Below are 22280 nucleotides of genomic sequence, written 5' to 3' on the forward strand. Positions count from 1 at the left end.
AGTGGCAAAAACATTATACGATAAAATTTGGCAATCCCATGTGGTTGCTAAATTAAATGAGCAAACCGATCTCTTGTACATTGACCGTCATCTAGTACACGAAGTCACTTCACCGCAGGCATTTGCGGGATTAAGAGAGCAGAACCGTCCGGTAAGATGTCCAGAAAAAACCTTTGCGACAATGGATCATAATGTCTCGACCAAGAGCCGTTCGATTGATGCTGCCAGTGAGGTGAGCAAAAACCAGCTACAGGCGTTGGCACAAAACTGTGAAGAGTTCGGCATTGTACTTTACGATTTAAATTCGATTAACCAAGGCATAGTGCACGTAATGGGACCTGAGCAAGGGATCACTTTGCCGGGTACAACGATTGTATGTGGTGATAGCCATACCTCAACGCATGGTGCATTTGGTGCGCTGGCTCACGGTATTGGTACATCAGAGGTTGAACATGTGCTGGCCACGCAAACATTACAGCAGAAAAAAGCCAAATCGTTAAAAATTCAAGTGAATGGCGTCTTGCGTCCGACCGTGACTGCAAAAGACTTGATCCTCGCTGTGATTGGGCAATTAGGCACAGCTGGTGGCACTGGCTATGTGGCTGAGTTTTGTGGGACGGGGATCGAAGCGCTGTCGATGGAAGCGCGGATGACGCTGTGTAATATGAGTATTGAAATGGGGGCGAAAGCTGGCTTGATCGCACCTGACGAGAAAACCTTTGCGTATTTACGTGGTCGCCCATTTGCACCTCAAGGCGAAGACTTTGATGCTGCGGTGCACTACTGGAAAACCTTGCATAGCGACCCGGATGCTGAATTTGATCGTGTCGTGGAGCTGGATGCTGACAGTGTACAACCTCAAGTAACGTGGGGGACAAGTCCAGAGCAAGTCATTGGTATTAATGACTTAGTACCGAACCCTGACGATGAACCTAATTTAGTCAAAGCGGATGCGATGCGCAGCGCGTTGAAATATATGGGCCTCACAGCAGGACAAAGGCTAAGCGATGCCAAAGTCGACACCGTATTTATTGGCTCTTGCACCAATAGCCGTATTGAAGATTTGCGTGCGGCGGCACAACTGGTGGTGGGTAAGCACGTAGCGGCAGGCGTTGAAGCGCTAATCGTCCCAGGATCTGGGTTAGTAAAGCAGCAAGCCGAACAAGAGGGCTTAGCCGATATTTTCAAAGCTGCGGGATTTGAGTGGCGAGAACCGGGCTGCTCTATGTGCTTGGCGATGAACGATGATCGGCTTGGCGCAGAAAAACGCTGTGCATCGACCTCAAACCGTAACTTTGAAGGGCGTCAAGGGCGAGGCGGTCGTACGCATTTGGTGAGTCCAGCAATGGCTGCCGCAGCGGCAATTGCAGGTCACTTTACTGATATTCGAGGAGAGGCGTCATGAGCGTGTTTCATCAGGGCCTAGTTGCGCCATTAGACAAAAACAATGTTGATACAGACCAAATTATTCCCAAGCAGTTTTTAACTTCAACCAGCCGCGACGGGTTTGATAAAGCGCTGTTTTATGATTGGCGCTATCTTGACGATGGCCAGCCAGATCCGAATTTTGTACTTAACTATCGACAATATCGGGGCGCGTCAATCTTGTTAACGCGTGACAACTTTGGTTGTGGCTCGTCTCGTGAGCATGCTCCTTGGGCACTAAAACAATATGGTTTTACTGTGATCCTAGCCGAGAGCTTTGCCGATATCTTTTTTAACAATTGTGGTAATAACCAAATGCTTTGCATTGCGTTACCAGCCAGCACGTTAGATACGCTCTTCGATGCATGTGAGCAACAATCACAAGTGCATTTGAGTATTGACCTAGAAGCGCAGCAGATAAGCGGAGCGGGTATTGCACCAATTGACTTTGAGGTGCGAGAAGACATCAAAGCACGCCTCTTGAGTGGCCTTGACTTTATCGGTGAGACCGAATTATTAAATGCCCAAATTGATGCCTTTGAGCAGCAGCTTGCTACGACAAGACCTTGGCAATAATAGCTGTTTACTCAATTTGGTCGAATAATTTTGCCACAAAGCCAGAAGCTGATTAAGCTCTGGCTTTATTTGTTTTAGGTGTCTCCAATGAAAAAATTAACTTTAGCGCTACTCGCAACCTTGAGCTGCGCAGCCTTCGCGCGTCCTGCCCCGCTGGTTTCCATCCCAAGCCATGATGCATTTTTTGACGCTATTAAAGCGCATTGTGGTAAAGCCTACGAAGGTAAAGTAACGGTGGATAATCAAGGTCCAAGCAGCTTTAGCGATGCGCGTCTTGTGATGCACGTTCGTAAATGTGGCGACGCTGAGCTTCAAGTCCCATTTCATGTAGGAAAAGATGCTTCAAGAACTTGGATCATCACCAAAACAGGGAGTGGTTTGAGCTTAAAGCACGATCACCGCCATGAAGATGGCAGTGACGATGTTTCTACTATGTATGGGGGTCATACCCTAGATGCGGGATTTAATACCGTGCAGTCGTTCCCTGCTGATGAATACTCAAAACAGTTATTTGTCCAACAAGGGATCCCACAATCAATTGGAAATACATGGCAGATGTATATCTATCCAGAGCAGTTTACCTATCGTTTAGTGCGTGAAGGGCGAGAGTTCCGAGTGGACTTTGATTTAACAAAACCAGTAACCGCACCAGCAGCACCTTGGGGGTATGAAAACTAAACCCAGAGCGGGTTACAGAAAAAGATTTATAGCGCTAACAAAAATGTGTGGCTATTTGGCCACACACTTTACGTCTACTGTTAAGTCATTCTGGTAAGGTCTTGGCTCTAATGGCATCTTATCAAAGCCTTGGACGCCACCGAGTAATGTCAATTGTGGGTTACTACCTTGGCATAAGCGTTTGGCATGGCGCAGCAAAAAAACGCTTTGTTGCCTAAAATGCGCATAACTATCTGGCTTAATTGCCAGTCGAAAGTGGTCATCGTTATACGTGGTTTGCTCATAATGTACTTTATGGTCAAAGTCATAAAGTTTTTCAGGTTCGCCTCTTGGAACCGGTGTGTATTGGCACGCTGAGAGCAATGTTACGCTTACAATTAGGGAACTTAGCTTTAATGAATTTAGTCTCAATGATAACTTACGCATAACCATCCTTTTAGTCTGCTACATTACTAGTATATCACATGGGAGTTTAGTCACTTGCTTAACCAACTTAAAAAACTATTTCAAAGCTTGCAGGAGTCGTCACCGAGACAAGAAATCGACTTTAATACCGCGCTTGCTGCATTACTGGTCGAAGTGATGCGAGCGGACGGCAAACTACAACAGTCGGAATTCGATAAAATTGCGGAGTTACTCAAAACACGTTGTGAATTGCCTGAACCACAAGTCAGTGCACTGATAACACAAGCGCAGCAATTGGTGGAACAGGCAGTAGATATGTATTCTTTTGCCAAGCAAGTGAACAATCACACCAGCGACATTGAGCGCATCGAGGTCATTGAGCTGTTGTGGCACGTTGCTTATGCTGATGGTGAGTTAGACAGTCATGAAGACCATATAATTCGGAAAATAGCCGGGCTGTTTTATGTTGCCCACCCTGATTTCATTGCTGCGAAGCTACGAGTACAACAATCAGCTAGTGTATAATCCTCTATTCTAGTGAGCTAAAAACTCCTTTTGGCAGCTGTGTACAGCCTCTTTTATCATAAAGTTAACCAAGGTTGGTGAGATTTTATAAAGCTTCGCAATTTCTTTTTGTTTGAATCGACCAGTACGATAAAAGCTAATGATATTTTGATGGCGAGTTGACAGTTTTTGGATTGTTGAGTCCATGCGTCTATCCAGTTGTGCCGACTCGACTTTGTTTTCGATATCTGAATCTGTGTCTGACATGTACTCTACATGCGTTGCCTCAAGGGCAACTAAGCTTTCTCGACTTTGCTTTCTAAGCATATCGATTGCAATATTCCTAGCCACTTGGAAGCAGAAACTCGTTGTGTTATTGATTTGCGCATTTTGTGTATGTGACATGCTGCTAAGACGGATAAAAGTGTCCTGTAACGCATCTTCGGCAAGATAGGGGCATTTTAAGATACTGTTGAGATACGCGAGTACCTTCCCTTTGTTGTCTGAAATAACGTTAGCCCACTTGATAGCAAACTTGGACACAGATCACACTCCTATGTTAATTATACTTTACCATTGCAAATGAAAACACTTATCATTTGCTGTGCGATCTTATTTTCTGTTATGGGTTCATGTCAAGTTAAATTAATACTTTTACGCAATTTTTTGCACCATATATTAACATTCTATTGTCATTACAATTACTGAGAAAGTTGCTAGCAGATTACGGTCAACATGGGCTTTATCTCTACAAGGTGAGCTTGGTGCTCTCTAACAATGGAAGTGTTTAAGTTAACAAAATGAAAACTAACTGTATGGCTGTTCGTTAGGGAGCGGTAATCACAATGTGCTTTGTTGGGTGCTTGGAAAAAAGAGTCGGCTTTGAGCTGCTCTTAATATTGATGGTGTTGGTATGATGTTAAAGGGATATCTGTCTTGTATAAGAGCAACCTGAGCAATCTACTTTTATTAAAATTAACTCACACCGCAAAGTCAGATAAGTTACCCTGTATTTGATAACAATAAAACTCGGTCATGAGCATGAAAGTATTCGAAAAAATTTATCATAGAGCTGCCGAGCGCAAAGGCTCTGAGGCGGCGCTAAAAGCTAAGCTTAACCAACCATTGAGTGCCGAATCACTATTGGCATTAAGTGATGATCAATGGCTAGAAGAATTTACTCGCAAGATTTTCCAGAGCGGGTTTTATTGGGCGGTGGTTGATAATAAGTGGGATGGCTTTAGAGAAGTATTTTGGCAATTCTCAATTGAGAAGTTGCTTATGATGTCACCTGAAATGTATGAGCAACGTAGTCAGGATGAACGGATCATTCGTAATGCTAAAAAGGTAAAAAGTATCGCTGACAATTGCCATATGATTTTTGCAGTGCAACAACAGTATGGTCGCTTTAGTGATTTCGTCGCACACTGGCCTGAAGACAATATCGTAGGTCTGTGGCTGTACTTGAAAAAGCATGGTTCGAGACTCGGTGGGAATACCGGGCCTTACGCACTTCGTGTGTTAGGTAAAGATACGTTTTTACTGAGTAAAGACGTCGAAACGGTGCTACGTGCCGAGGAGATCATAGACGGAGGCTTACAAAGTCAGAAGTCACTGCAATCGGCGCAGCAGTTTTTCAATGAAATGCGTCAATATAGCGGGCTTAGCTTACAAGAGTTAAGCCAAATTGTGTCAATGAGTGTTGGTGATAATATTCGCTAGGCGCTAAAAATAGAGATGATCGCATGGTATTTTTTCAGCCCTATCAGGGTTCTGCTCTGCTCTTTAAGGAGCAACCAGCAAGATTTAATCAGCCCACATTACTACTATCTAATACGCCGTTGCTAGTTAAGCTTGAGCTAAAGGAATACGACACCACAGCGCTTGCTGAGCTGTTAAGTGGTCAGCGCCCTTTAGGCAATATTGAACCTACGAGCTTAGCCTACAGTGGTCATCAGTTTGGGCAATTTAACCCGTTACTTGGTGATGGCCGAGCGCATTTAATTGGCGGGGTGAAGCTCGATGACGGACGTCAATACGACCTGCACTTGAAAGGCTCTGGAGCGACGCGATTTTCTCGCGGTGGTGATGGCTTTTGTGCGCTAGGACCTGCGGTACGTGAGTTTATAATGAGCCAAGCTATGGTTGGCTTGGGGGTTCCAACTACGGAATGCCTAGCTGTTGTAACCACTGGACACCATGTTTATCGTCAAGGTGAAGTACCTGGCGCAGTTGTATGTCGTGTGGCAAAAAGTCATATCCGCATCGGTACCTTGCAATATCTGGCTACACAGCAAGATAAAGATGAGCTATGGAGCCTACTTAACTTGCTGGGCGAGCAATTATTTGAGGGATTTAAAGTTGAGACCGAACAGGATGTACTCGAATTGTTTCGTGAAGTGTGTGAGCAGTTGGTGGACTTAGTTGTCGAGTGGATGCGGGTTGGCTTTATTCATGGCGTGATGAATACCGACAATATTTTGCTCAGTGGCGAAACGATAGACTTCGGCCCTTGTGCAATGATGGAAAAGTTTGATTTTAACGCCGTGTTTAGCTCTATCGACCGCCAAGGCCGCTATGCGTTTGGTAATCAGCCAAACATCATGAATTGGAACTGTGCGCGACTTGCCGAGGCCTTATTGGTGTTATGGCAGGATGAGCAAGCGGGAATTGAAGCATTTAGTCAAATTTTAGCGGAGTTTTCTGAATCGTTTAATCGCAAGTACAAAGATATGTGGGCGGCTAAGCTTGGTATTGATGAATGGAGCGACGCAGACGACATTCTACTTAGTGACTTACTCAAGTTGATGACGGAGCACGAACTAGACTTTACCAATACCTTTGCGGCACTAACCAATAGCTTGCTTGGTCATCCAAACAAAGCTTTATCCGTGCCAACGGAGTTGGAGAGCTGGCAGCGACAATGGGCGCAAAGGCGTGCTGCCGATGAGGTTGCGGCTAACTTGATGAGTCAAGCTAACCCGATACTTATCCCCCGTAATGCGTTGGTGGAGGCTGAGATTGCGCTATTTAATCAGCAAGGCATGAGTCAAACACTAGAGGATTGGCTAACTGCGTTGACGTCGCCCTATGATTACAAAGACTATCCTGAATCGTGGACCAGCGCGTCTACACCGGCCCACTATCAAACTTTTTGTGGAACCTAAATGGCAGAACAGCAGCTTTCTTGGCAAGAAATTAAACGTAAAGTCCTTGAGCACAAACGGCCGCTTATGAAGGCGCATATCATCGCCTTGTTTGCCGCGTTGGTGAGTGTCCCTATCCCTTTGATGATGCCGTTGCTGGTCGATGAAGTCTTACTAGATACACCTGGCAGAGCAGTGGCTTGGATGAACTCGGTATTGCCCGAGCAATGGCATGGCCCCAGTGGCTATATCGTGGTTATTTTGTTGGCTGTAATAACCATGCGTTTGGCCAGCTTGGTGTTAGGGGTGATGCAGTCACGCCAGTTTACTATTATTGGCAAGGACATTAGTTATCAAATCCGTGAGCGCTTACTTACGCATTTACCTAAAGTTCAACTGAAGGAGTACGAAAGCCAAGGCGGTGCAGCAATTAGTTCTCGCTGTATTACCGATGTGGAAACCTTGGATAAATTTATCAGTCAAACCTTGTCACGCTTTTTAATCGGTTTACTCACAATCATTGGCACTGCGGCGATTTTGCTTTGGATTGATTGGATGTTGGGGCTGGTGATCTTGTTGCTCAATCCGGCGGTCATCTATTTTTCTCGGCAGTTTGGCAAACATGTTAAAGAGCTGAAAAAGGAAGAGAATGCTGCATTTGAGGCACTGCAAACTTCACTAGTCGAGACGCTAGATGCTATTTCTCAACTAAAAGCCGTTCGTCGAGAGGGTAACTACTTTGCACAAGTTAAAGTAGCTGCCAAAGATCTCAAACATTACGCGGTGCAGTCACAATGGAAAACGGATGCGGTTAACCGCTTAAGTTTTACCGTGTTTTTGGTGGGGTTCGAGTTTTTCCGTGCTGTCGCTATGTTTATGGTGGTGTTTTCTGATTTAACGGTCGGCCAGATATTTGCGGTATTTGGTTACCTTTGGTTCATGATGGGGCCTGTGCAGGAAATTCTTGGTATTCAATATGCGTACTATGGTGCCTCGGCGGCACTTAGTAGGTTAAATCAGGTTTTTAATTTTGCGACAGAAGCACAATATCCCGCTACGAAAACCGTCTTTGATTCATCTCAGGTTGATATCAAATTTGCCAATATAGACTTCGCTTACGTTGCAGAGCAACCCGTGCTCAAACAGGTATCTTTGCATATTCCAGCAGGGAAGAAAGTAGCGTTAGTAGCGGTGTCTGGAGGTGGTAAATCTACTTTGGTGCAATTGCTTTTGGGATTGTATGAAAAACAAGGCGGCGAGATTCATATAAATGACACGCCAGTAGAGCAGATTGGATACGAAGCTGTGCGAGATAATATAGTGACTGTACTGCAGCAGCCGATACTCTTTAATACCAGCATCCGTGAAAATCTAGCAATGGGAAGAGAGGTATCTGACAAAATACTGTGGCAGGCACTCCGAGTTGCAGAGCTAGCCGATACCGTACTTGCGCTAGCCGACAAGTTAGATGCGCAAGTCGGTCGCAACGGGATTAAATTGTCCGGAGGACAGAAGCAAAGGTTAGCCATTGCTAGAATGGTTGTTGCCGATCCTAAAGTGGTGGTGCTGGATGAAGCGACCTCAGCACTTGATATTGAGACTGAGGCAAAAATTCATCGCAATTTGCAAGCGTTTTTGGCTGATAGAACGACTTTGATTATTGCACATCGACTGAGCGCAATAAAACAAGCCGACTTAATTTATGTTTTAGATGATGGTGAAGTGTCCCAGTATGGAGAACATAAGGATTTGTTAAAGGAACAAGGTCTGTATCAAATCCTATTTGGTCATCAAAATTAATTCATAAATAGCAAAAATTCCTTATGTAACGTTAAGTAAACATTAATGGACGAGCTAATATTATCTATGCAACGTAATCAGTAGACGCATTTTCTGGTAGACTATCCGAGTCAATACTCAATGCGTTAACTAACAGAGATGGGAAGGAATGATGAAAATTAAAACTTTGAGCTTACTAGTTGCGATGGCAGTAACAGCCAATGCAAATGCAAACACCACTGAACCTACTGAAGGTGTATATCTTGGTGTATTCGGTGATTACTATGATGCTGACTGGCAAAATCACCGTGATATGGCTGGCTTAGACGTAGAAGAGTCTACTGGTTGGGGTGCTGAAATCGGCTACCGTTTTGATAAATATTGGAGTGGTCGTCTTGAGTATGCAGACATGGATTTTGATCTTGGTGGGATCAGCAATGGTTCACTAGACGCAGAGCGTTATGGTATCGATGGTTTATATCACTTTGATGGTGGCCCATTCTATGGTCTAGTGGGTATCAAAAAGATGAATCTGGACGTCATTTCAGATAACACTTTTGCTAACGTTGGTGCTGGTGTTCGTCACTACTTCACCGATCACTTGTTCGTGAATGCAGAAGCGGCAGTTTACCAAGGCTTAGAAGCAGGTTTTACTGATGTTGGCGGTAAAATTGGTATCAACTACTCATTCGGTAGCGCTGGTAAAACGGAAGAAGTTGCACCTGCTCCGGCACCTGTAGTTGCAGAAGCACCACAAGACAGTGATAAAGACGGTGTTGTGGATAGCGAAGACAAATGTGCCAATACACCAATGACCGATGCTGTTGATGCGTCAGGTTGTACTCTATATGAAACGAATGAAGACAAAGTAAATCTACTGGTTCGTTTCCCGCACGATGATGCTTCTTTCTCACAGCAATATGTTGATGATATCAACGCGGTTGCTAAGTTTTTAAAAGAACATAAAAATGCAGATGTAGTGATTGAAGGTCACGCATCAGCAGTAGGTGATGCGGATTACAACCAAAAGCTTTCTGAGCGCCGCGCGAAAAACGTTGCTGAGAAACTCGTAGATATGGGTATTGATTCAATGCGTATTACCACAGTAGGCTACGGTGAAGAGCGTTTGAAAAACCCAGCTAATACGCTTGAAGCGCATGCTGAAAACCGTCGCGTGGAAGCGCACGTTTCTTCTAAAGAGAAAGTAAAAGTTAAGCGTTAATTTTTACTTAACTTATGCAAAAAGGCTCCTTCGGGAGCCTTTTTTAATCCCACCAAGCGTACCTTTTCGCAAAATTAAAATGATTCTCGTTTGACTAATATTCATCAAAATATACTTGTTTCGGTATGCTTATTCATTGTATTTATAGTGACTATAAGGCGAGGTATCGCATGCAAGATTTTCATCTATACTCAAAGACCTTATAATTGTTCATTATATTTTATGGTCAAGGGAATGGTTCAGCCGATTGCATCAATAATCGCAGCCAGATCATTTACTTGTCTGTCCACGTCACCAAGAGGGCAATATTGTGCTTCAAGAATATCGTAAACACGTAGAAGAGCGTGCCGCGCAAGGTATCGTGCCTAAGCCGTTAGACGCGCAGCAAACTGCTGACCTTATCGAATTACTAAAAACTCCACCTGCAGGTGAAGAAGAGTTCATCGTTGATCTATTTATCAATCGTGTACCGCCAGGTGTAGATGATGCCGCTTACGTAAAAGCAGGCTTTTTGGCTGCAGTAGCGAAAGGCGAAGCTGAATCACCACTCATTTCAAAAGAGTATGCAGCTGAACTACTTGGCACTATGCTTGGTGGTTACAACATCGCGCCTATGATCGACCTACTAGACGACGCAGCACTTGCACCTATCGTTGCTAAGGGTTTATCTCATACACTACTGATGTTTGACGCATTCTACGATGTAGAAGAAAAAGCAAAAGCAGGCAATGAGTTTGCTAAGCAAGTGATTGAGTCATGGGCAAATGCAGAATGGTTTCTTGAGAAGCCAGCCGTTGCAGACAAGATTTCAGTGACTGTATTCAAAGTAACGGGTGAGACAAATACAGATGACTTGTCTCCAGCACCAGATGCTTGGTCTCGTCCAGATATCCCATTACACGCACTGGCTATGCTTAAAAACGAGCGTGACGGTATCAACCCTGATAAGCCAGGTGAAGTAGGTCCAATTGCACAACTGGAAGCGCTTAATGGTAAAGGTTTACCGCTAGCGTACGTAGGTGACGTTGTTGGTACAGGCTCATCTCGTAAATCTGCAACTAACTCCGTACTTTGGTTCATGGGTGATGACATTCCATTCGTACCAAACAAGCGCGTTGGCGGTGTGTGTCTAGGTGGTAAAATTGCGCCAATCTTCTTCAATACCATGGAAGATTCAGGTGCACTACCGATTGAGCTTCCAGTTGACGAACTAAATATGGGCGACCAAATCGACATCTTCCCATACGAAGGTGTGGTTAAGCGTCACGGTACTGACGAAGTTATCTCAACGTTCTCACTGAAATCAGACGTAATTCTTGATGAAGTGCGTGCTGGTGGCCGTATTCCATTGATCATCGGTCGTGGTCTAACTGATAAAGCTCGTGCTTCACTAGGCCTAGAAGCTGAAGATATCTTCCGTAAGCCTAAGTTAGTGGCTGATTCTGGTAAAGGCTTTACGCTTGCACAGAAGATGGTTGGTAAAGCATGTAACATGGCAGGTGTACGCCCAGGTCAATACTGTGAGCCAACAATGACAACAGTAGGTTCTCAGGATACTACGGGTCCAATGACGCGTGATGAGCTTAAAGATCTTGCTTGTCTTGGCTTCTCTGCTGACCTTACAATGCAGTCATTCTGTCATACCTCAGCTTATCCTAAGCCAATCGATGTAAACACACACCACACACTTCCTGATTTCATCATGAACCGTGGCGGTGTATCACTACGCCCTGGTGACGGTGTTATCCACTCATGGCTAAACCGTATGCTACTTCCAGATACAGTAGGTACAGGTGGTGACTCACATACTCGTTTCCCGTTAGGTATTTCATTCCCAGCCGGTTCAGGTGCAGTAGCGTTTGCAGCAGCAACGGGCGTAATGCCGTTGGATATGCCTGAGTCAATCCTTGTTCGTTTTAAAGGTGAAATGCAGCCGGGTATCACATTACGTGACCTAGTACACGCTATCCCTTACTATGCAATCCAGCAAGGTCTATTGACGGTTGAGAAAAAAGGTAAGATCAACGAATTCTCTGGTCGCATCCTTGAAATCGAAGGTGTTGAGCATTTAACGGTTGAGCAAGCGTTCGAGCTATCTGACGCATCTGCAGAGCGTAGTGCGGCAGGTTGTACTGTTAAGCTTTCACAAGCGTCTATCGAAGAGTACCTAAACTCTAATATCGTGATGCTTAAGTGGATGATCTCTGAAGGCTATGGTGATGTACGTACCATTGAGCGTCGTATCACTAAGATGGAAGAGTGGCTAGCGAATCCTGAGCTAATGACTGCTGACGCGGATGCAGAATACGCGCACACCATTGAGATTGATCTTGCTGATATCAAAGAGCCAATCCTTTGTGCACCAAATGACCCTGATGACGCTCGTCTACTTTCAGCGGTAACTGGTGAGAAGATCGACGAAGTATTCATCGGCTCTTGTATGACTAACATCGGTCACTTCCGTGCAGCTGGTAAACTACTGGATAATTTCGGTGGTCGTCTACCAACGCAACTATGGGTTGCTCCGCCAACGAAGATGGACCGCGATCAGTTAACTGACGAAGGTTACTACGGTATTTACGGTCGTGTAGGTGCACGTATCGAAACTCCAGGATGTTCACTATGTATGGGTAACCAGGCACGTGTTGCTGATAAAGCAACGGTTGTTTCTACCTCGACTCGTAACTTCCCTAACCGTTTAGGTACAGGTGCAAACGTATTCCTTGCATCAGCAGAGCTTGCAGCGGTAGCTGCTATTCTTGGTAAACTACCAACACCTGCTGAATATCAAGAGTATGCAGAGAAGATCAATGCAACGGCTGCGGACACTTACCGTTACTTGAACTTCCATAAGATGCCTCAGTACACTAAAAAGGCAGACTCAGTGATCATTCAACAAGCGGTTTAATTACTCGCTCTAGAATACATTGAAAGAAAAAAGCCAGCGCATGCTGGCTTTTTTTATGCACATAAAGCACTCAAGTTAAATGGTGTTATCAAGCATTATTTTAAACCTAGATAAGTAATCTATTAAAATGGCTATAAGTGGGTTTTTATTGCGTTTTGGTTGTTAAAATCCCGTTTTTTTAAACAGTAATTTTCTCTGGTTTTATTAGAATTGTCGGCAAATTCTCATCAATGGGCGAGAGGATCATGACAACAGTAAACAACCAGAATTTATTACAACTACGCTTTTTACCGCAGTCACATATCGACGCAGTTAAGCCTTTTTTCAATCAACTTCCAGATAACCCTTATGCCGATGGTGCATTCAGAAAGCGCCGTTACTCTGTGGTTAAATTCACTGACGGTGAAGTAACATTGCAGCCGACGAAAGCTTTCGTGCAAGACGACTCAATTAATACTTTCCAAGGTAATATTGAGCGTGTTTACGAAAACCTTGAGCAGGACATGTTAAACACCGATGGCTTTAAGCATATGCTTGCTGAATTTAAAGCCATGACGGGAATTGCAGACGATACCAGCATAGAAGTGCATCAGTTTCGCATGTTAGCGATTGAAAGCGATACCCCTCCTGCGCCAGAAGGTGTGCACCAAGATGGCTTTGACCATGTCTGTGTCTGCGGTGTTTCTCACGAAAATATCGCCGGTGGCGAGCTATTGGTATATGAGCACAAAGAAGCTGAGCCCTGTTTCAAAATGGAAATCAAAGATGGTTTATTTGCACTGGTGAATGACCGTGAAGTGTGGCATAACGCAACACCGATGAACAAGCTAGATGCCGAGCAAGTCGGTTACCTAGACTGCTTCGTATTTACAGCCTAAGAGGGTAGTATGGATTTAAATCTAGTGCGTCGTCAGTTCCCTGCGCTTATGCAAAGTATTGGTGGAGCCACGCCAATTTTCCTTGATGGCCCGGGTGGCTCTCAAGTACCGCAATCCGTGTTGAGCGCGATGTCTGCTTACCTTGGTTATTTTAACTCTAACTTAGGTGGTGCATTTTTCTCAAGCGATAAGACCGTCAGTTTGATGAGTGAAGCGCGCCAAGCGGTTGCGGACTTACTCAATGCGCCAAGTGCAGATCAAATTGTATTTGGTGCCAACATGACTAGCTTAACCTTTAGCTTTAGCCGTGCGCTATCTCGCGAATGGCAAGCAGGTGATGAAGTTATTGTGACCAATGCCGATCACTATTCAAACGTTTCTTCATGGCGTCAAGCTGCCGAAGATAAAGGTGCGACGGTACATGCGGTGCGTATTAATGAAACCGATTGCACGCTTGATCTTGCGCATTTTGAATCACTACTAAATGCCAAGACTAAGTTAGTTGCGGTGACGTATGCATCGAATACAACGGGCTCAATCAACGATATCAAACGCATTGTGGAGCTTGCGCACCAAGTTGGTGCATTGGTATATGTTGATGCTGTGCATTATGCACCTCATGAGCTAATCGATGTACAAGGTTTGGATTGCGACTTCCTTGCGTGCTCTGCTTATAAGTTCTTTGGTCCGCATGTGGGCATTGTTTATGGTAAGCGTGAGCATTTAGAAGGTTTTACTCCGTATAAGGTGGAGCCGGCAAAAGACATTATCCCAGGCCGCTGGGAAACTGGTACGCAGAGTTTCGAAGGACTAGCGGGTGTTGTTGCGGCGATTGACTACATTGCTTCACTTAGCGAGATGAGTGCAGATACACCACGCCGTGAGAAACTGGTTGAGGCGTTTGCACGCACAAAAGCGCATGAGATGCAGCTTAGCCAGCACTTCTTAACGCGTTTAGCCGAATTTAAAAAGATTAAACTTTTTGGTATCGAGTCACGTGAGCGACTCGCTGAGCGTACACCAACGTTTGCTTTGACATTTGATGGCATCGAGCCACGTACCGTGTCGGAATTCTTAGGTAAAAAGCACATGTGCGTATGGGATGGTAATTTCTACGCCCAAGGGCTTTGCGAGCAGCTAGGGGTGATGGATAAAGGTGGGGTTGTTCGCATCGGTTGTATGCATTACAACACCATAGAAGAACTAGATAGCTTGTTTGATGCATTCAGTGAGTTGTTAGCATAATACAAAGTGGGAGCTACGGCTCCCACTGCTCATTTAGGTTTCTTGCCCTTCAATAAATGCATTGAGCTTAGCAATGCGATGGCTCATACCTTCAATGAGCTTATCTTTGATTTTTTCCCGGATCACATTGGGCAAGCGTGTTAATGCATCTGGGGTTATCGCCAATATGATGCTGTCTTTTAACGCTTGTGCGCTAGTGCTGCGTTCTCGGTTAGTGATAAATGCACCTTCACCTAAAAACTCTCCAGGACCAACTTTACCTAAATCATGGGCCGCATCTTGTTTAAAAATCAAAAACTCACCGCTTAATACAATATACAGGCGATTGTCTTTTTCAAAGCGTTTGAAAGCATGACGCTCTTGTTGCACCAGATATAAGTGACCAAAAGACTCAAGCAATACCTGGCGCTCGGCAAGCGTAAACTCTTTAAAAAACGCTAAGCGATTGATGATCTCTAGTTGTTTAAACAGTGGCACATTTTCAAGTAACTTCATGCAAACTATTCACAAATCAAACTTATTCTTGAATATTGCGTGCTTTTGACTTTCTCGTCAATGATTACCCCCCATTTGCAGGTTGATTCTGAGGTATGAATACAAGCTGCTGTGAATAAATCAACTCACCAGTTGCAGTTGAGTAACTTTTTGACCCATACAGGAGCTGCTTTTAAACTACTCAGTGAAAACGCGTTTTGCTTAAATGCTGATGCATCTAGACGCACATTCATTGGTACAGCTAAGTGTGTTTTTAATAATCGCTTCAAGCCTAAGTCATCTATTTTCAAAAAAGATGCCGCTAACTTGGCTTTTTCTGATCCGTTGAGGTGGCTTCCTTGGGAAAACGCCTGTCCTGCTTTTATCCAGTCAAGATAAGCCGATCGAGACTCATTTAAGTAATCCTCTGTTAGTGCTTGTAATCTAGGCTGGAGGCGTTGATAAAGGACTTCATCTTTGCTTAACACCGCGACGAGTAGAAGATTGAGACCGGAATTTAAAACGGCTGACTTGACTGTGGCTAGCTGGAAAAGTTCAAAAGCATGCTGAAGGGCTGATTTTGCATCTGTTAAGTTATTGGCATCTAGATGCAGCACCCCTAAGTTGTTGTAGATAGAAGCCATGGCTATATTATCAGGGAGTTGCTCTGCGACCTTGATTGCTTGAGCGTAAATGGCGCTTGCTTTTGGGTATCGTCCTTGTTCTCTGAGTGTATTTGCTTGTCCATTTAATACCCTCAGCTGTTGCTTCAAATTAGTTGTGTATTTAAGTGCGCAAGTATAGGCTTGTGTGGCGTCTTCCAGGCGATTTGCACGTCTAAGCAAAGTTGCGGATAAAAAGGTGATTTGGAAAAGCTCGCCTCGAAACTCAGCAGTCTGAGAAAGCTCAAAAAGCCGTGCCACAGGCTGTTGCGCAACATCATTGTTTCGCAGCAGCATTAGTGCTGTAGCTTCTAAAAGCTGTCTTTTGATATATTGAGCTTTATTCGTTTGCCTGTCTGGCTCAACCTGCTGAATGATTTGTAAAGCACGAGCAGGGTCTTTGTTGAGAAAATACTCGGCTCTATCATATTCATAGGTATGCTCTACCTTAGCTTCTCCCGCACCTAAAGCACTTGAGATTATTATTAAAGCGACTATAAAAGATGACACACTAGCACTATTTAACTGGACCTAACTTAGAGAGTGTAGACTGTTCTGATGGATTTTTAAAGTCACTTATATATCATTAGGTTAAGTTGTTTTTCTGACTTGATTGCTGCCCACGTAGCGGAACTATGTGACTCAAGCAATCGAGTCAGTCCTGAATATTTCTCTCTTTTAGTTTTCTGGTCAATGTATTGCGTCCCCAACCTATCTTTAACGCCGCATCTTGCTTATGACCATGACAGGCATTGAGTGCGGATTTGATCAGTCGTGTTTCTAATTGTGCCTGTACATCGGGCCAAATATGGTCTTTTCCTTTACGTAACTCTGAGTCTAACCAAGTTTGGAATGCGTCCAGCCAATTGCCATGCTCTAAGGCGTCAATCTGTTGTGGCTTTTCTAGCTCTTCGGGAAGATCCGCAGGGGTGACAAGTTCACCCGGGGCCATTACCGTTAACCAACGGCAGGTGTTTTCCAATTGCCTAACGTTGCCAGGCCAATGATACGCCTGCATTTTTTGCAGAGCATGTTTGGAGATGATTTTTGGCTCGGCTTTTAGCTCCTTTGCGCTTTTTGCAAGAAAGTGATCGCACAGGGCGGCGATATCTTCAGGGCGTTCACGTAAGGCTGGTAGTTTTAACCTGACGACATTGAGGCGGTGAAATAAGTCTTCACGGAATTTACCTTGCTTGACCAGTGTCTCTAAGTCTTGATGGGTAGCCGCGACGATACGGACATCGACCTTCACGCTGTTGTGGCCACCAACCCGATAAAACTCACCATCGGCGAGTACGCGCAATAGCCGAGTCTGCACGTCCAGTGGCATATCACCGATTTCATCTAAAAATAGGGTGCCGCCATCGGCTTGCTCAAAGCGGCCACGGCGCATGCCGTCAGCACCGGTAAAAGCGCCTTTTTCATGGCCGAACAACTCAGACTCGACGAGATCTTTGGGGATGGCGGCCATATTGAGCGCGATAAAAGAAGCCTCTTTGCGCGGGCTGTGATTGTGCAGCGCGCCTGCCACAAGCTCTTTACCCGTGCCTGATTCGCCGTTAATCAATACACTCATGCTTGAAGCGGAAAGTTTACCGATGGCGCGGAACACTTCCTGCATCGCTGGGGCTTCACCAATAATGTCGGGGCTATTGGCTTTTTCACTTTGGCGCTTTTGCTTTTTAGTTTGCTGGCCTGCACGAAATGCACGTTGCACAAGGGAAACGGCCTCGTTTAAGTCGAAAGGTTTGGCGAGATATTCAAACGCCCCTTTTTTAAATGCGTTGACCGCAGAATCCAAGTCCGAGTGTGCGGTCATAATGATCACCGGCAAGTTTGGGTAGAGCCCTGCAATTTTATCTAACAAGGCCATGCCATCGATACCTGGCATACGTACATCTGAGATCAGCACTGCGGGTTGCTCATATTCAAGCGCGGTCAATACATCTTGACCACTGGCGAAGCTCTCGGTTTCAAACTCAGCTCGCTTTAATGCCTTTTCTAAAACAAATCGGATTGAAGCGTCATCATCGACTAACCAAACTGATTTCATTGCACGTTTCCTGTTTCGGTGTTGTCAAAGGGAAGGTAGATACTGAACTCAGTGTGTCCTGGCCAACTATCGCATTCGATAAATCCTTGGTGTTGCTCTACCAAAGTTTGCGCGATAGAGAGCCCAAGTCCAGAGCCTCCTTCTTTATTCGTGATCATCGGAAAGAACAATGTCTCTTTTACCTCATCGGCGATCCCTGGACCGTTGTCGCTGATACGGATGAGTAATGCTTTTTTCAATAGTCGCTCACCATGATGAAGACGGTGTTTAATACGCGTTGTTATGGTGATCGTACCGTCATGCTGTAGCGCTTGTTGAGCATTGCGTAGCATATTCAGCAGAACCTGCTGAATTTTGGCTTGATCTATCACGATAGCCGGAATACTGGGATCATAATCTTTTACCAAGGTGATATCGGCATCGCGCTCCAAGGTGGTTAACTTTATCACCGATTCTAACGCCTGATGGATATTACACGGCTCTTTTTGTGGTAACTGATTGGGTCCAAGCAGTTTATCTACCAACTCGCGTAATCTATCTGCTTGCTCAATAATGAGCGTGGCACATTCTTCCCGTTCTTGTTGATCAGTTTCATACTGCAATAATTGCGCCGCACCGCGGATCCCACCAAGTGGATTTTTTATTTCATGGGCAAGACTGCGAATGAGGTTTCGAGCTGCTTGAAATTGGTGCATTTGATTGGATGCTTGGTCATAACGCAGGGCATCATCAACACGGCGACATTCCACTAAAATGAACGCCTCTTCTGCAAGGTAAACTCGTCTGGCATGCAGACTTAGTGTCGCAACACGATTATCTACAAACACCACGTCTACCCTGTGTTGCTGGCAGTCTACACCATCTTGTAGCACGTATTTAGAGAGCCGTGGCAAGTCTATATGATGATGATTAAACACACTATCAACCGCCAGCCCAACAAGCCGTTTAGTGCTGAGTCCCAGTAGTTCACTACTGCTGTAATTGGCATAGTGGATCATTAAATTTTGATCGAGCACTAAAATCGCGGTTGAGAGAGATTGCCAAACTTTATCCAAGTCAATCGAGTTATGTTGATCCATATATGTTCACCGTGCACCAATGTGGTGCAATGAGAATAGCATAGCTTTGCATCCATTGGATTAAATTATTACCTGAGCTCAGAAACTAGGGGTTTTCGAACTCGTATCCTAAACTTGGTATTAATAAAGCATGCCAACTTTAAGGTGCCCACATTATTAATGCTTTGTTTCAAAAAATACATCTAGCTTGTGCTTGCGGGGGAGCCTGTTTGTCACGTTCTGCATGAGTGGTTGTGACTTTCAAGGCGCTAGGTATGTTACCGAGTATACGGGTTGCTTTCCTCCTTACACCGCTAATTTACATCGGGCTACGAATGGCGAGAAAACCACCCTTACAGGCGTAATGCGGGTCGTTCAACCTAACTGGCGAGATAAATATCTACTGCAAACAAAGGCTGAAGTCTACTATCAAATCCAGGTGGGTGAGCAAAGGTTGTGGATTGAACACAATGAAATGTCGAGTTTGGCCTCCTCAATAGCAGGAGGGATGAGTATGGTGTGTTTGCAACTACTGGTTAAAAGTCAGTGTAGGTAAGCAATATCGCTCTAATTATTCACGGTATTGCGGTGCAAAAAGAACTTATGAGCATCGCTTTGGGCGACTAACATACCTTTTTGATTAAACACTTTCATAACCAAAGAGTGCTCGCCACGATTGATACCACGCAAAGAAAACTGAGTATTACTTTGTTTTGGCCCTGTGGCTGTTCCGTTGAGAAAGAGTTGCACGCTTAGTCCTTGGGTAAATCTTGGCTCTATGGTGCCAGTTACGTATACACTGCCACTATTATCACGGATTGTTTGCTCATGCTCAGGAGAAGTGATTTTAGCTGTATATTGAATCGTTGGTGTTGTATCCGTTTGTTCGAGAATTTTAGTATCAACACTTGGCATGGTTAAAGCGCTGGCGTTGAGTTTGACTTCTTTTGAACCTGGTTGCGGTACATCCGAATAGACCCAATGGCCGTTTTTGTCTTTCCAGCGATAGATTTTTGGCTTGGACTCTGCTGCAGCATCAATGCTTGTTAGGGTTAGCGTCATGCTAACCGACATTATAAGAAACCACTGACGCACCACAACTCTCCACAGTAAACTACTGTTCATACTTTAGTATAGTGTTGTTGGAATTGCGAGTTACAAATGAGTAACTCCGATAATAAATTTATTCGAGATATTTAATTTAACCTTTTGAATTAAATTAAAAAAGCCCGTAATTACGGGCTTGAGAACACATATGATTAAGAGTGCCAGAAACGCATAATGAGTTTTGGCTCTACAAGCTCAATACCGCGGTACTGAGCGTAGTAGTCTGTTAGCGATTAAACGCTGTAGTACATTTCGAACTCAACTGGGTGAGTTGTCATGTTTAATTTTTCAACTTCTTTCGACTTAAGTGTGATGTACGCATCGATTAGGTCGTCAGTGAATACGCCACCTTGAGTTAAGAACTCACGGTCAGCATCTAGAGAAGCAAGCGCTTCGTCAAGTGATGCTGCAACTGTTGGGATTTCTGCTGCTTCTTCCGCTGGTAGGTCGTACAAATCTTTGTCCATTGCATCGCCAGGGTGGATCTTGTTGCGGATACCGTCAAGACCAGCCATCAACTGCGCTGCGAAAGCTAGGTATGGGTTAGCCGCAGGATCTGGGAAGCGTACTTCGATACGACGACCCTTTTCTGATGGGATCACCGGGATACGGATTGATGCTGAGCGGTTACGTGCTGAGTATGCAAGCATAACTGGCGCTTCAAACCCTGGTACTAGACGCTTATAAGAGTTTGTTGCTGGGTTAGTGAATGCATTGATTGCTTTAGCATGCTTAATGATACCACCAATGTAGTAAAGCGCTTCTTCAGATAGACCGCCGTACTTGTCGCCTGCGAAGATGTTCTTGCCGTCTTTAGCAAGTGATTGGTGGCAATGCATGCCTGAACCGTTATCACCAACGATTGGCTTAGGCATAAAGGTTGCTGTCTTACCGTATAGGTGAGCCATGTTGTGGATAACGTACTTCATCTCTTGGATTTCGTCTGCTTTAGTTACCATAGTATTAAAGCGAGTCGCAATCTCATTTTGACCAGCAGTTGCTACTTCGTGGTGGTGCGCTTCAACAACGTGGCCCATCTCTTCAAGTACTAAACAAGTAGCTGCACGCCAATCATTAGACGAATCTACCGGTGCTACTGGGAAGTAACCACCTTTTACGCCAGGACGGTGACCTGTGTTACCACCTTCGTAGTCTTTGTCTGAGTTCCAAGCCGCTTCTTCAGCATCAATTTTGTACATTGAGCCAGACATGTCAGTTTTAAATTTAACATCGTCAAACAAGAAGAACTCTGGCTCAGGACCGAATAATACGGTGTCTGCAATACCCGTTGAACGCATGAACTCTTCAGCGCGTTTAGCTACTGAACGTGGGTCACGCTCGTAACCTTGGTGTGTGTTTGGTTCAACCACGTCACAACGGACGATAAGGGTTGTTTCTTCTGCGAACGGGTCTAGCTTAGCACTTTCTGCGTCAGGCATAAGTACCATGTCAGATTCGTTGATGCCTTTCCAACCAGCGATAGATGAGCCATCAAACATTTTGCCGTCTTCAAAGAAGTCTTCATCGGCTTGATGATGCGGGATCGATACGTGTTGTTCTTTACCTTTTGTATCTGTGAAACGTAAGTCAACAAATTTTACGTCGTGCTCTTTAATAAAATCTAAAACCGATTGTGACATGTGTCCTCCGACTCGTTGGGTTATTTTTTGCTGCAATGTACTGCAATTGCACCTTGATAAGCGTTAATCGTGCCAATTGTTTAACTGTTTGATTTTTAGTGATTTATTTAAATTTACTGATCTGTGAACGGATGTTTTGCACTAAATTGGTGCGTAAGTGTTCCATGGTGGTGCGTAATATTTTTCCTGACAACGACACTTTCCATTTCTGTTGTAGTTGATATTGATTAAATGCTCAAGGTATCAAGATATCGAATAGCTAAAAGTTGCTCGAGTATATTCAGTTGTCTGCACTAATGGTGGTCTGGTATTGAGCAGAAAATTGAAATTAATTTCTAAATTTATAGAAAAAATACATTCTAAATATTGCATATAAAGCACCTTTCTTTAGGTATTTAATCGAAACTTTTCTTTGCTCATTAACTGCTTCTTAGATTAATTTTTACATCTTTTGTTTATATACGCTAACACCAAAGAGCCCGCATTTTATAGGCGACTTTTTGTTCACCATTTATTTGTC

19 protein-coding genes are annotated in these 22280 nt (G+C 44.4%); 11 read left to right on the forward strand and 8 right to left on the reverse strand.

Translation table 11 applies throughout. The features are described from left to right. The first annotated feature begins 1 nt into the window (after nt 1). The 3 genes from leuC to GSF13_RS05835 all read left to right on the forward strand — a co-directional run bounded on the left by leuC (nt 2) and on the right by GSF13_RS05835 (nt 2679). Nucleotides 2–1405 (forward strand): 3-isopropylmalate dehydratase large subunit, encoded by a 1404-nt coding sequence (gene leuC / locus GSF13_RS05825; protein WP_174171030.1) that lies wholly within the window; start codon nt 2–4, stop codon nt 1403–1405. Next, nucleotides 1402–2001, forward strand: a complete 600-nt coding sequence (leuD, locus tag GSF13_RS05830; protein WP_010604312.1) for a 3-isopropylmalate dehydratase small subunit — start codon at nt 1402–1404, stop codon at nt 1999–2001. The genes leuC and leuD overlap by 4 nt, the downstream gene beginning before the upstream one ends. Nucleotides 2002–2088: 87 nt before the next feature. Further along, nucleotides 2089–2679 (forward strand): hypothetical protein, encoded by a 591-nt coding sequence (locus GSF13_RS05835; RefSeq protein ID WP_206472313.1) that lies wholly within the window; start codon nt 2089–2091, stop codon nt 2677–2679. A gap of 51 nt (nt 2680–2730) precedes the next feature. On the opposite strand, the gene GSF13_RS05840 is transcribed toward GSF13_RS05835, so the two are convergent. Then, nucleotides 2731–3105: a hypothetical protein gene (locus tag GSF13_RS05840; protein WP_010604314.1), complete on the reverse strand. Its 375-nt coding sequence runs from the start codon at nt 3103–3105 to the stop codon at nt 2731–2733. A 54-nt stretch (nt 3106–3159) separates the two neighbouring features. Between GSF13_RS05840 and GSF13_RS05845 the strand changes: the two genes are divergently transcribed. After that, nucleotides 3160–3609: a TerB family tellurite resistance protein gene (locus GSF13_RS05845; protein WP_010604315.1), complete on the forward strand. Its 450-nt coding sequence runs from the start codon at nt 3160–3162 to the stop codon at nt 3607–3609. Between the two features lie 9 nt (nt 3610–3618). On the opposite strand, the gene GSF13_RS05850 is transcribed toward GSF13_RS05845, so the two are convergent. Next, nucleotides 3619–4131 carry a sigma-70 family RNA polymerase sigma factor gene (locus GSF13_RS05850; protein WP_010604316.1) on the reverse strand — a complete coding sequence of 171 codons (513 nt, stop codon included), beginning with the start codon at nt 4129–4131 and terminating at the stop codon, nt 3619–3621. 498 nt (nt 4132–4629) lie between these two features. Between GSF13_RS05850 and GSF13_RS05855 the strand changes: the two genes are divergently transcribed. From GSF13_RS05855 to GSF13_RS05885, 7 genes are all read left to right on the forward strand, one after another. Continuing rightward, nucleotides 4630–5310, forward strand: a complete 681-nt coding sequence (locus GSF13_RS05855) for a DNA-3-methyladenine glycosylase I (RefSeq protein ID WP_010604317.1) — start codon at nt 4630–4632, stop codon at nt 5308–5310. Between the two features lie 23 nt (nt 5311–5333). Next, entirely contained in the window at nt 5334–6755 is a 1422-nt protein-coding gene (locus GSF13_RS05860) for a protein adenylyltransferase SelO family protein (protein WP_211867466.1), read from the forward strand. Then, nucleotides 6756–8534 (forward strand): ABC transporter ATP-binding protein, encoded by a 1779-nt coding sequence (locus GSF13_RS05865; RefSeq protein ID WP_211867468.1) that lies wholly within the window; start codon nt 6756–6758, stop codon nt 8532–8534. Nucleotides 8535–8685: 151 nt separating this feature from the next. Continuing rightward, on the forward strand, nt 8686–9735 hold the full coding sequence (locus tag GSF13_RS05870) for an OmpA family protein (RefSeq protein WP_206472338.1): 1050 nt from the start codon (nt 8686–8688) through the stop codon (nt 9733–9735). 310 nt (nt 9736–10045) lie between these two features. After that, the gene (gene acnB, locus GSF13_RS05875) at nt 10046–12643 is read left to right on the forward strand and encodes a bifunctional aconitate hydratase 2/2-methylisocitrate dehydratase (protein WP_045989411.1); all 2598 of its coding nucleotides are present in this window, start codon (nt 10046–10048) and stop codon (nt 12641–12643) included. A gap of 245 nt (nt 12644–12888) precedes the next feature. Further along, nucleotides 12889–13521: a 2OG-Fe dioxygenase family protein gene (locus tag GSF13_RS05880; RefSeq protein ID WP_010604322.1), complete on the forward strand. Its 633-nt coding sequence runs from the start codon at nt 12889–12891 to the stop codon at nt 13519–13521. A gap of 9 nt (nt 13522–13530) precedes the next feature. Continuing rightward, nucleotides 13531–14766, forward strand: a complete 1236-nt coding sequence (locus GSF13_RS05885; RefSeq protein ID WP_010604323.1) for a cysteine desulfurase-like protein — start codon at nt 13531–13533, stop codon at nt 14764–14766. Nucleotides 14767–14799: 33 nt separating this feature from the next. Here GSF13_RS05885 and GSF13_RS05890 read toward each other — a convergent pair whose 3' ends face one another. The 6 genes from GSF13_RS05890 to glnA all read right to left on the reverse strand — a co-directional run bounded on the left by GSF13_RS05890 (nt 14800) and on the right by glnA (nt 21760). Further along, complete coding sequence (locus GSF13_RS05890) at nt 14800–15261, reverse strand: cyclic nucleotide-binding domain-containing protein (protein ID WP_010374445.1); 462 nt, start codon at nt 15259–15261, stop codon at nt 14800–14802. Between the two features lie 125 nt (nt 15262–15386). Beyond that, the gene (locus tag GSF13_RS05895) at nt 15387–16412 is read right to left on the reverse strand and encodes a tetratricopeptide repeat protein (protein ID WP_211867469.1); all 1026 of its coding nucleotides are present in this window, start codon (nt 16410–16412) and stop codon (nt 15387–15389) included. Between the two features lie 145 nt (nt 16413–16557). Further along, nucleotides 16558–17955: a nitrogen regulation protein NR(I) gene (ntrC, locus tag GSF13_RS05900; RefSeq protein WP_211867487.1), complete on the reverse strand. Its 1398-nt coding sequence runs from the start codon at nt 17953–17955 to the stop codon at nt 16558–16560. After that, entirely contained in the window at nt 17952–19034 is a 1083-nt protein-coding gene (gene glnL / locus GSF13_RS05905) for a nitrogen regulation protein NR(II) (protein WP_174171038.1), read from the reverse strand. The genes ntrC and glnL overlap by 4 nt, the downstream gene beginning before the upstream one ends. Nucleotides 19035–19580: 546 nt before the next feature. Next, on the reverse strand, nt 19581–20087 hold the full coding sequence (locus tag GSF13_RS05910) for a DUF4124 domain-containing protein (RefSeq protein WP_211867489.1): 507 nt from the start codon (nt 20085–20087) through the stop codon (nt 19581–19583). 266 nt (nt 20088–20353) lie between these two features. Further along, nucleotides 20354–21760, reverse strand: coding sequence for a glutamate--ammonia ligase (glnA, locus tag GSF13_RS05915; protein WP_010604329.1), 1407 nt, complete (start codon nt 21758–21760; stop codon nt 20354–20356). Nucleotides 21761–22280: the final 520 nt, after the last annotated feature.

Origin of the sequence: Pseudoalteromonas sp. M8, assembly GCF_018141365.1 — a bacterium.
In the GTDB taxonomy this organism is placed as follows: Bacteria; Pseudomonadota; Gammaproteobacteria; order Enterobacterales; family Alteromonadaceae; genus Pseudoalteromonas.

Excerpts from the sequence above, each read along its gene's own strand:
- leuD (WP_010604312.1), top strand. The coding sequence starts at position 1,402 with ATGAGCGTGTTTCATCAGGGCCTAGTTGCGCCATTAGACAAAAACAAT.
- GSF13_RS05835 (WP_206472313.1), top strand. The coding sequence starts at position 2,089 with ATGAAAAAATTAACTTTAGCGCTACTCGCAACCTTGAGCTGCGCAGCC.
- GSF13_RS05840 (WP_010604314.1), bottom strand. The coding sequence starts at position 3,105 with ATGCGTAAGTTATCATTGAGACTAAATTCATTAAAGCTAAGTTCCCTA.
- GSF13_RS05855 (WP_010604317.1), top strand. The coding sequence starts at position 4,630 with ATGAAAGTATTCGAAAAAATTTATCATAGAGCTGCCGAGCGCAAAGGC.
- GSF13_RS05860 (WP_211867466.1), top strand. The coding sequence starts at position 5,334 with ATGGTATTTTTTCAGCCCTATCAGGGTTCTGCTCTGCTCTTTAAGGAG.
- GSF13_RS05865 (WP_211867468.1), top strand. The coding sequence starts at position 6,756 with ATGGCAGAACAGCAGCTTTCTTGGCAAGAAATTAAACGTAAAGTCCTT.
- GSF13_RS05870 (WP_206472338.1), top strand. The coding sequence starts at position 8,686 with ATGAAAATTAAAACTTTGAGCTTACTAGTTGCGATGGCAGTAACAGCC.
- GSF13_RS05880 (WP_010604322.1), top strand. The coding sequence starts at position 12,889 with ATGACAACAGTAAACAACCAGAATTTATTACAACTACGCTTTTTACCG.
- GSF13_RS05885 (WP_010604323.1), top strand. The coding sequence starts at position 13,531 with ATGGATTTAAATCTAGTGCGTCGTCAGTTCCCTGCGCTTATGCAAAGT.
- GSF13_RS05890 (WP_010374445.1), bottom strand. The coding sequence starts at position 15,261 with ATGAAGTTACTTGAAAATGTGCCACTGTTTAAACAACTAGAGATCATC.
- ntrC (WP_211867487.1), bottom strand. The coding sequence starts at position 17,955 with ATGAAATCAGTTTGGTTAGTCGATGATGACGCTTCAATCCGATTTGTT.
- glnL (WP_174171038.1), bottom strand. The coding sequence starts at position 19,034 with ATGGATCAACATAACTCGATTGACTTGGATAAAGTTTGGCAATCTCTC.
- GSF13_RS05910 (WP_211867489.1), bottom strand. The coding sequence starts at position 20,087 with ATGTCGGTTAGCATGACGCTAACCCTAACAAGCATTGATGCTGCAGCA.
- glnA (WP_010604329.1), bottom strand. The coding sequence starts at position 21,760 with ATGTCACAATCGGTTTTAGATTTTATTAAAGAGCACGACGTAAAATTT.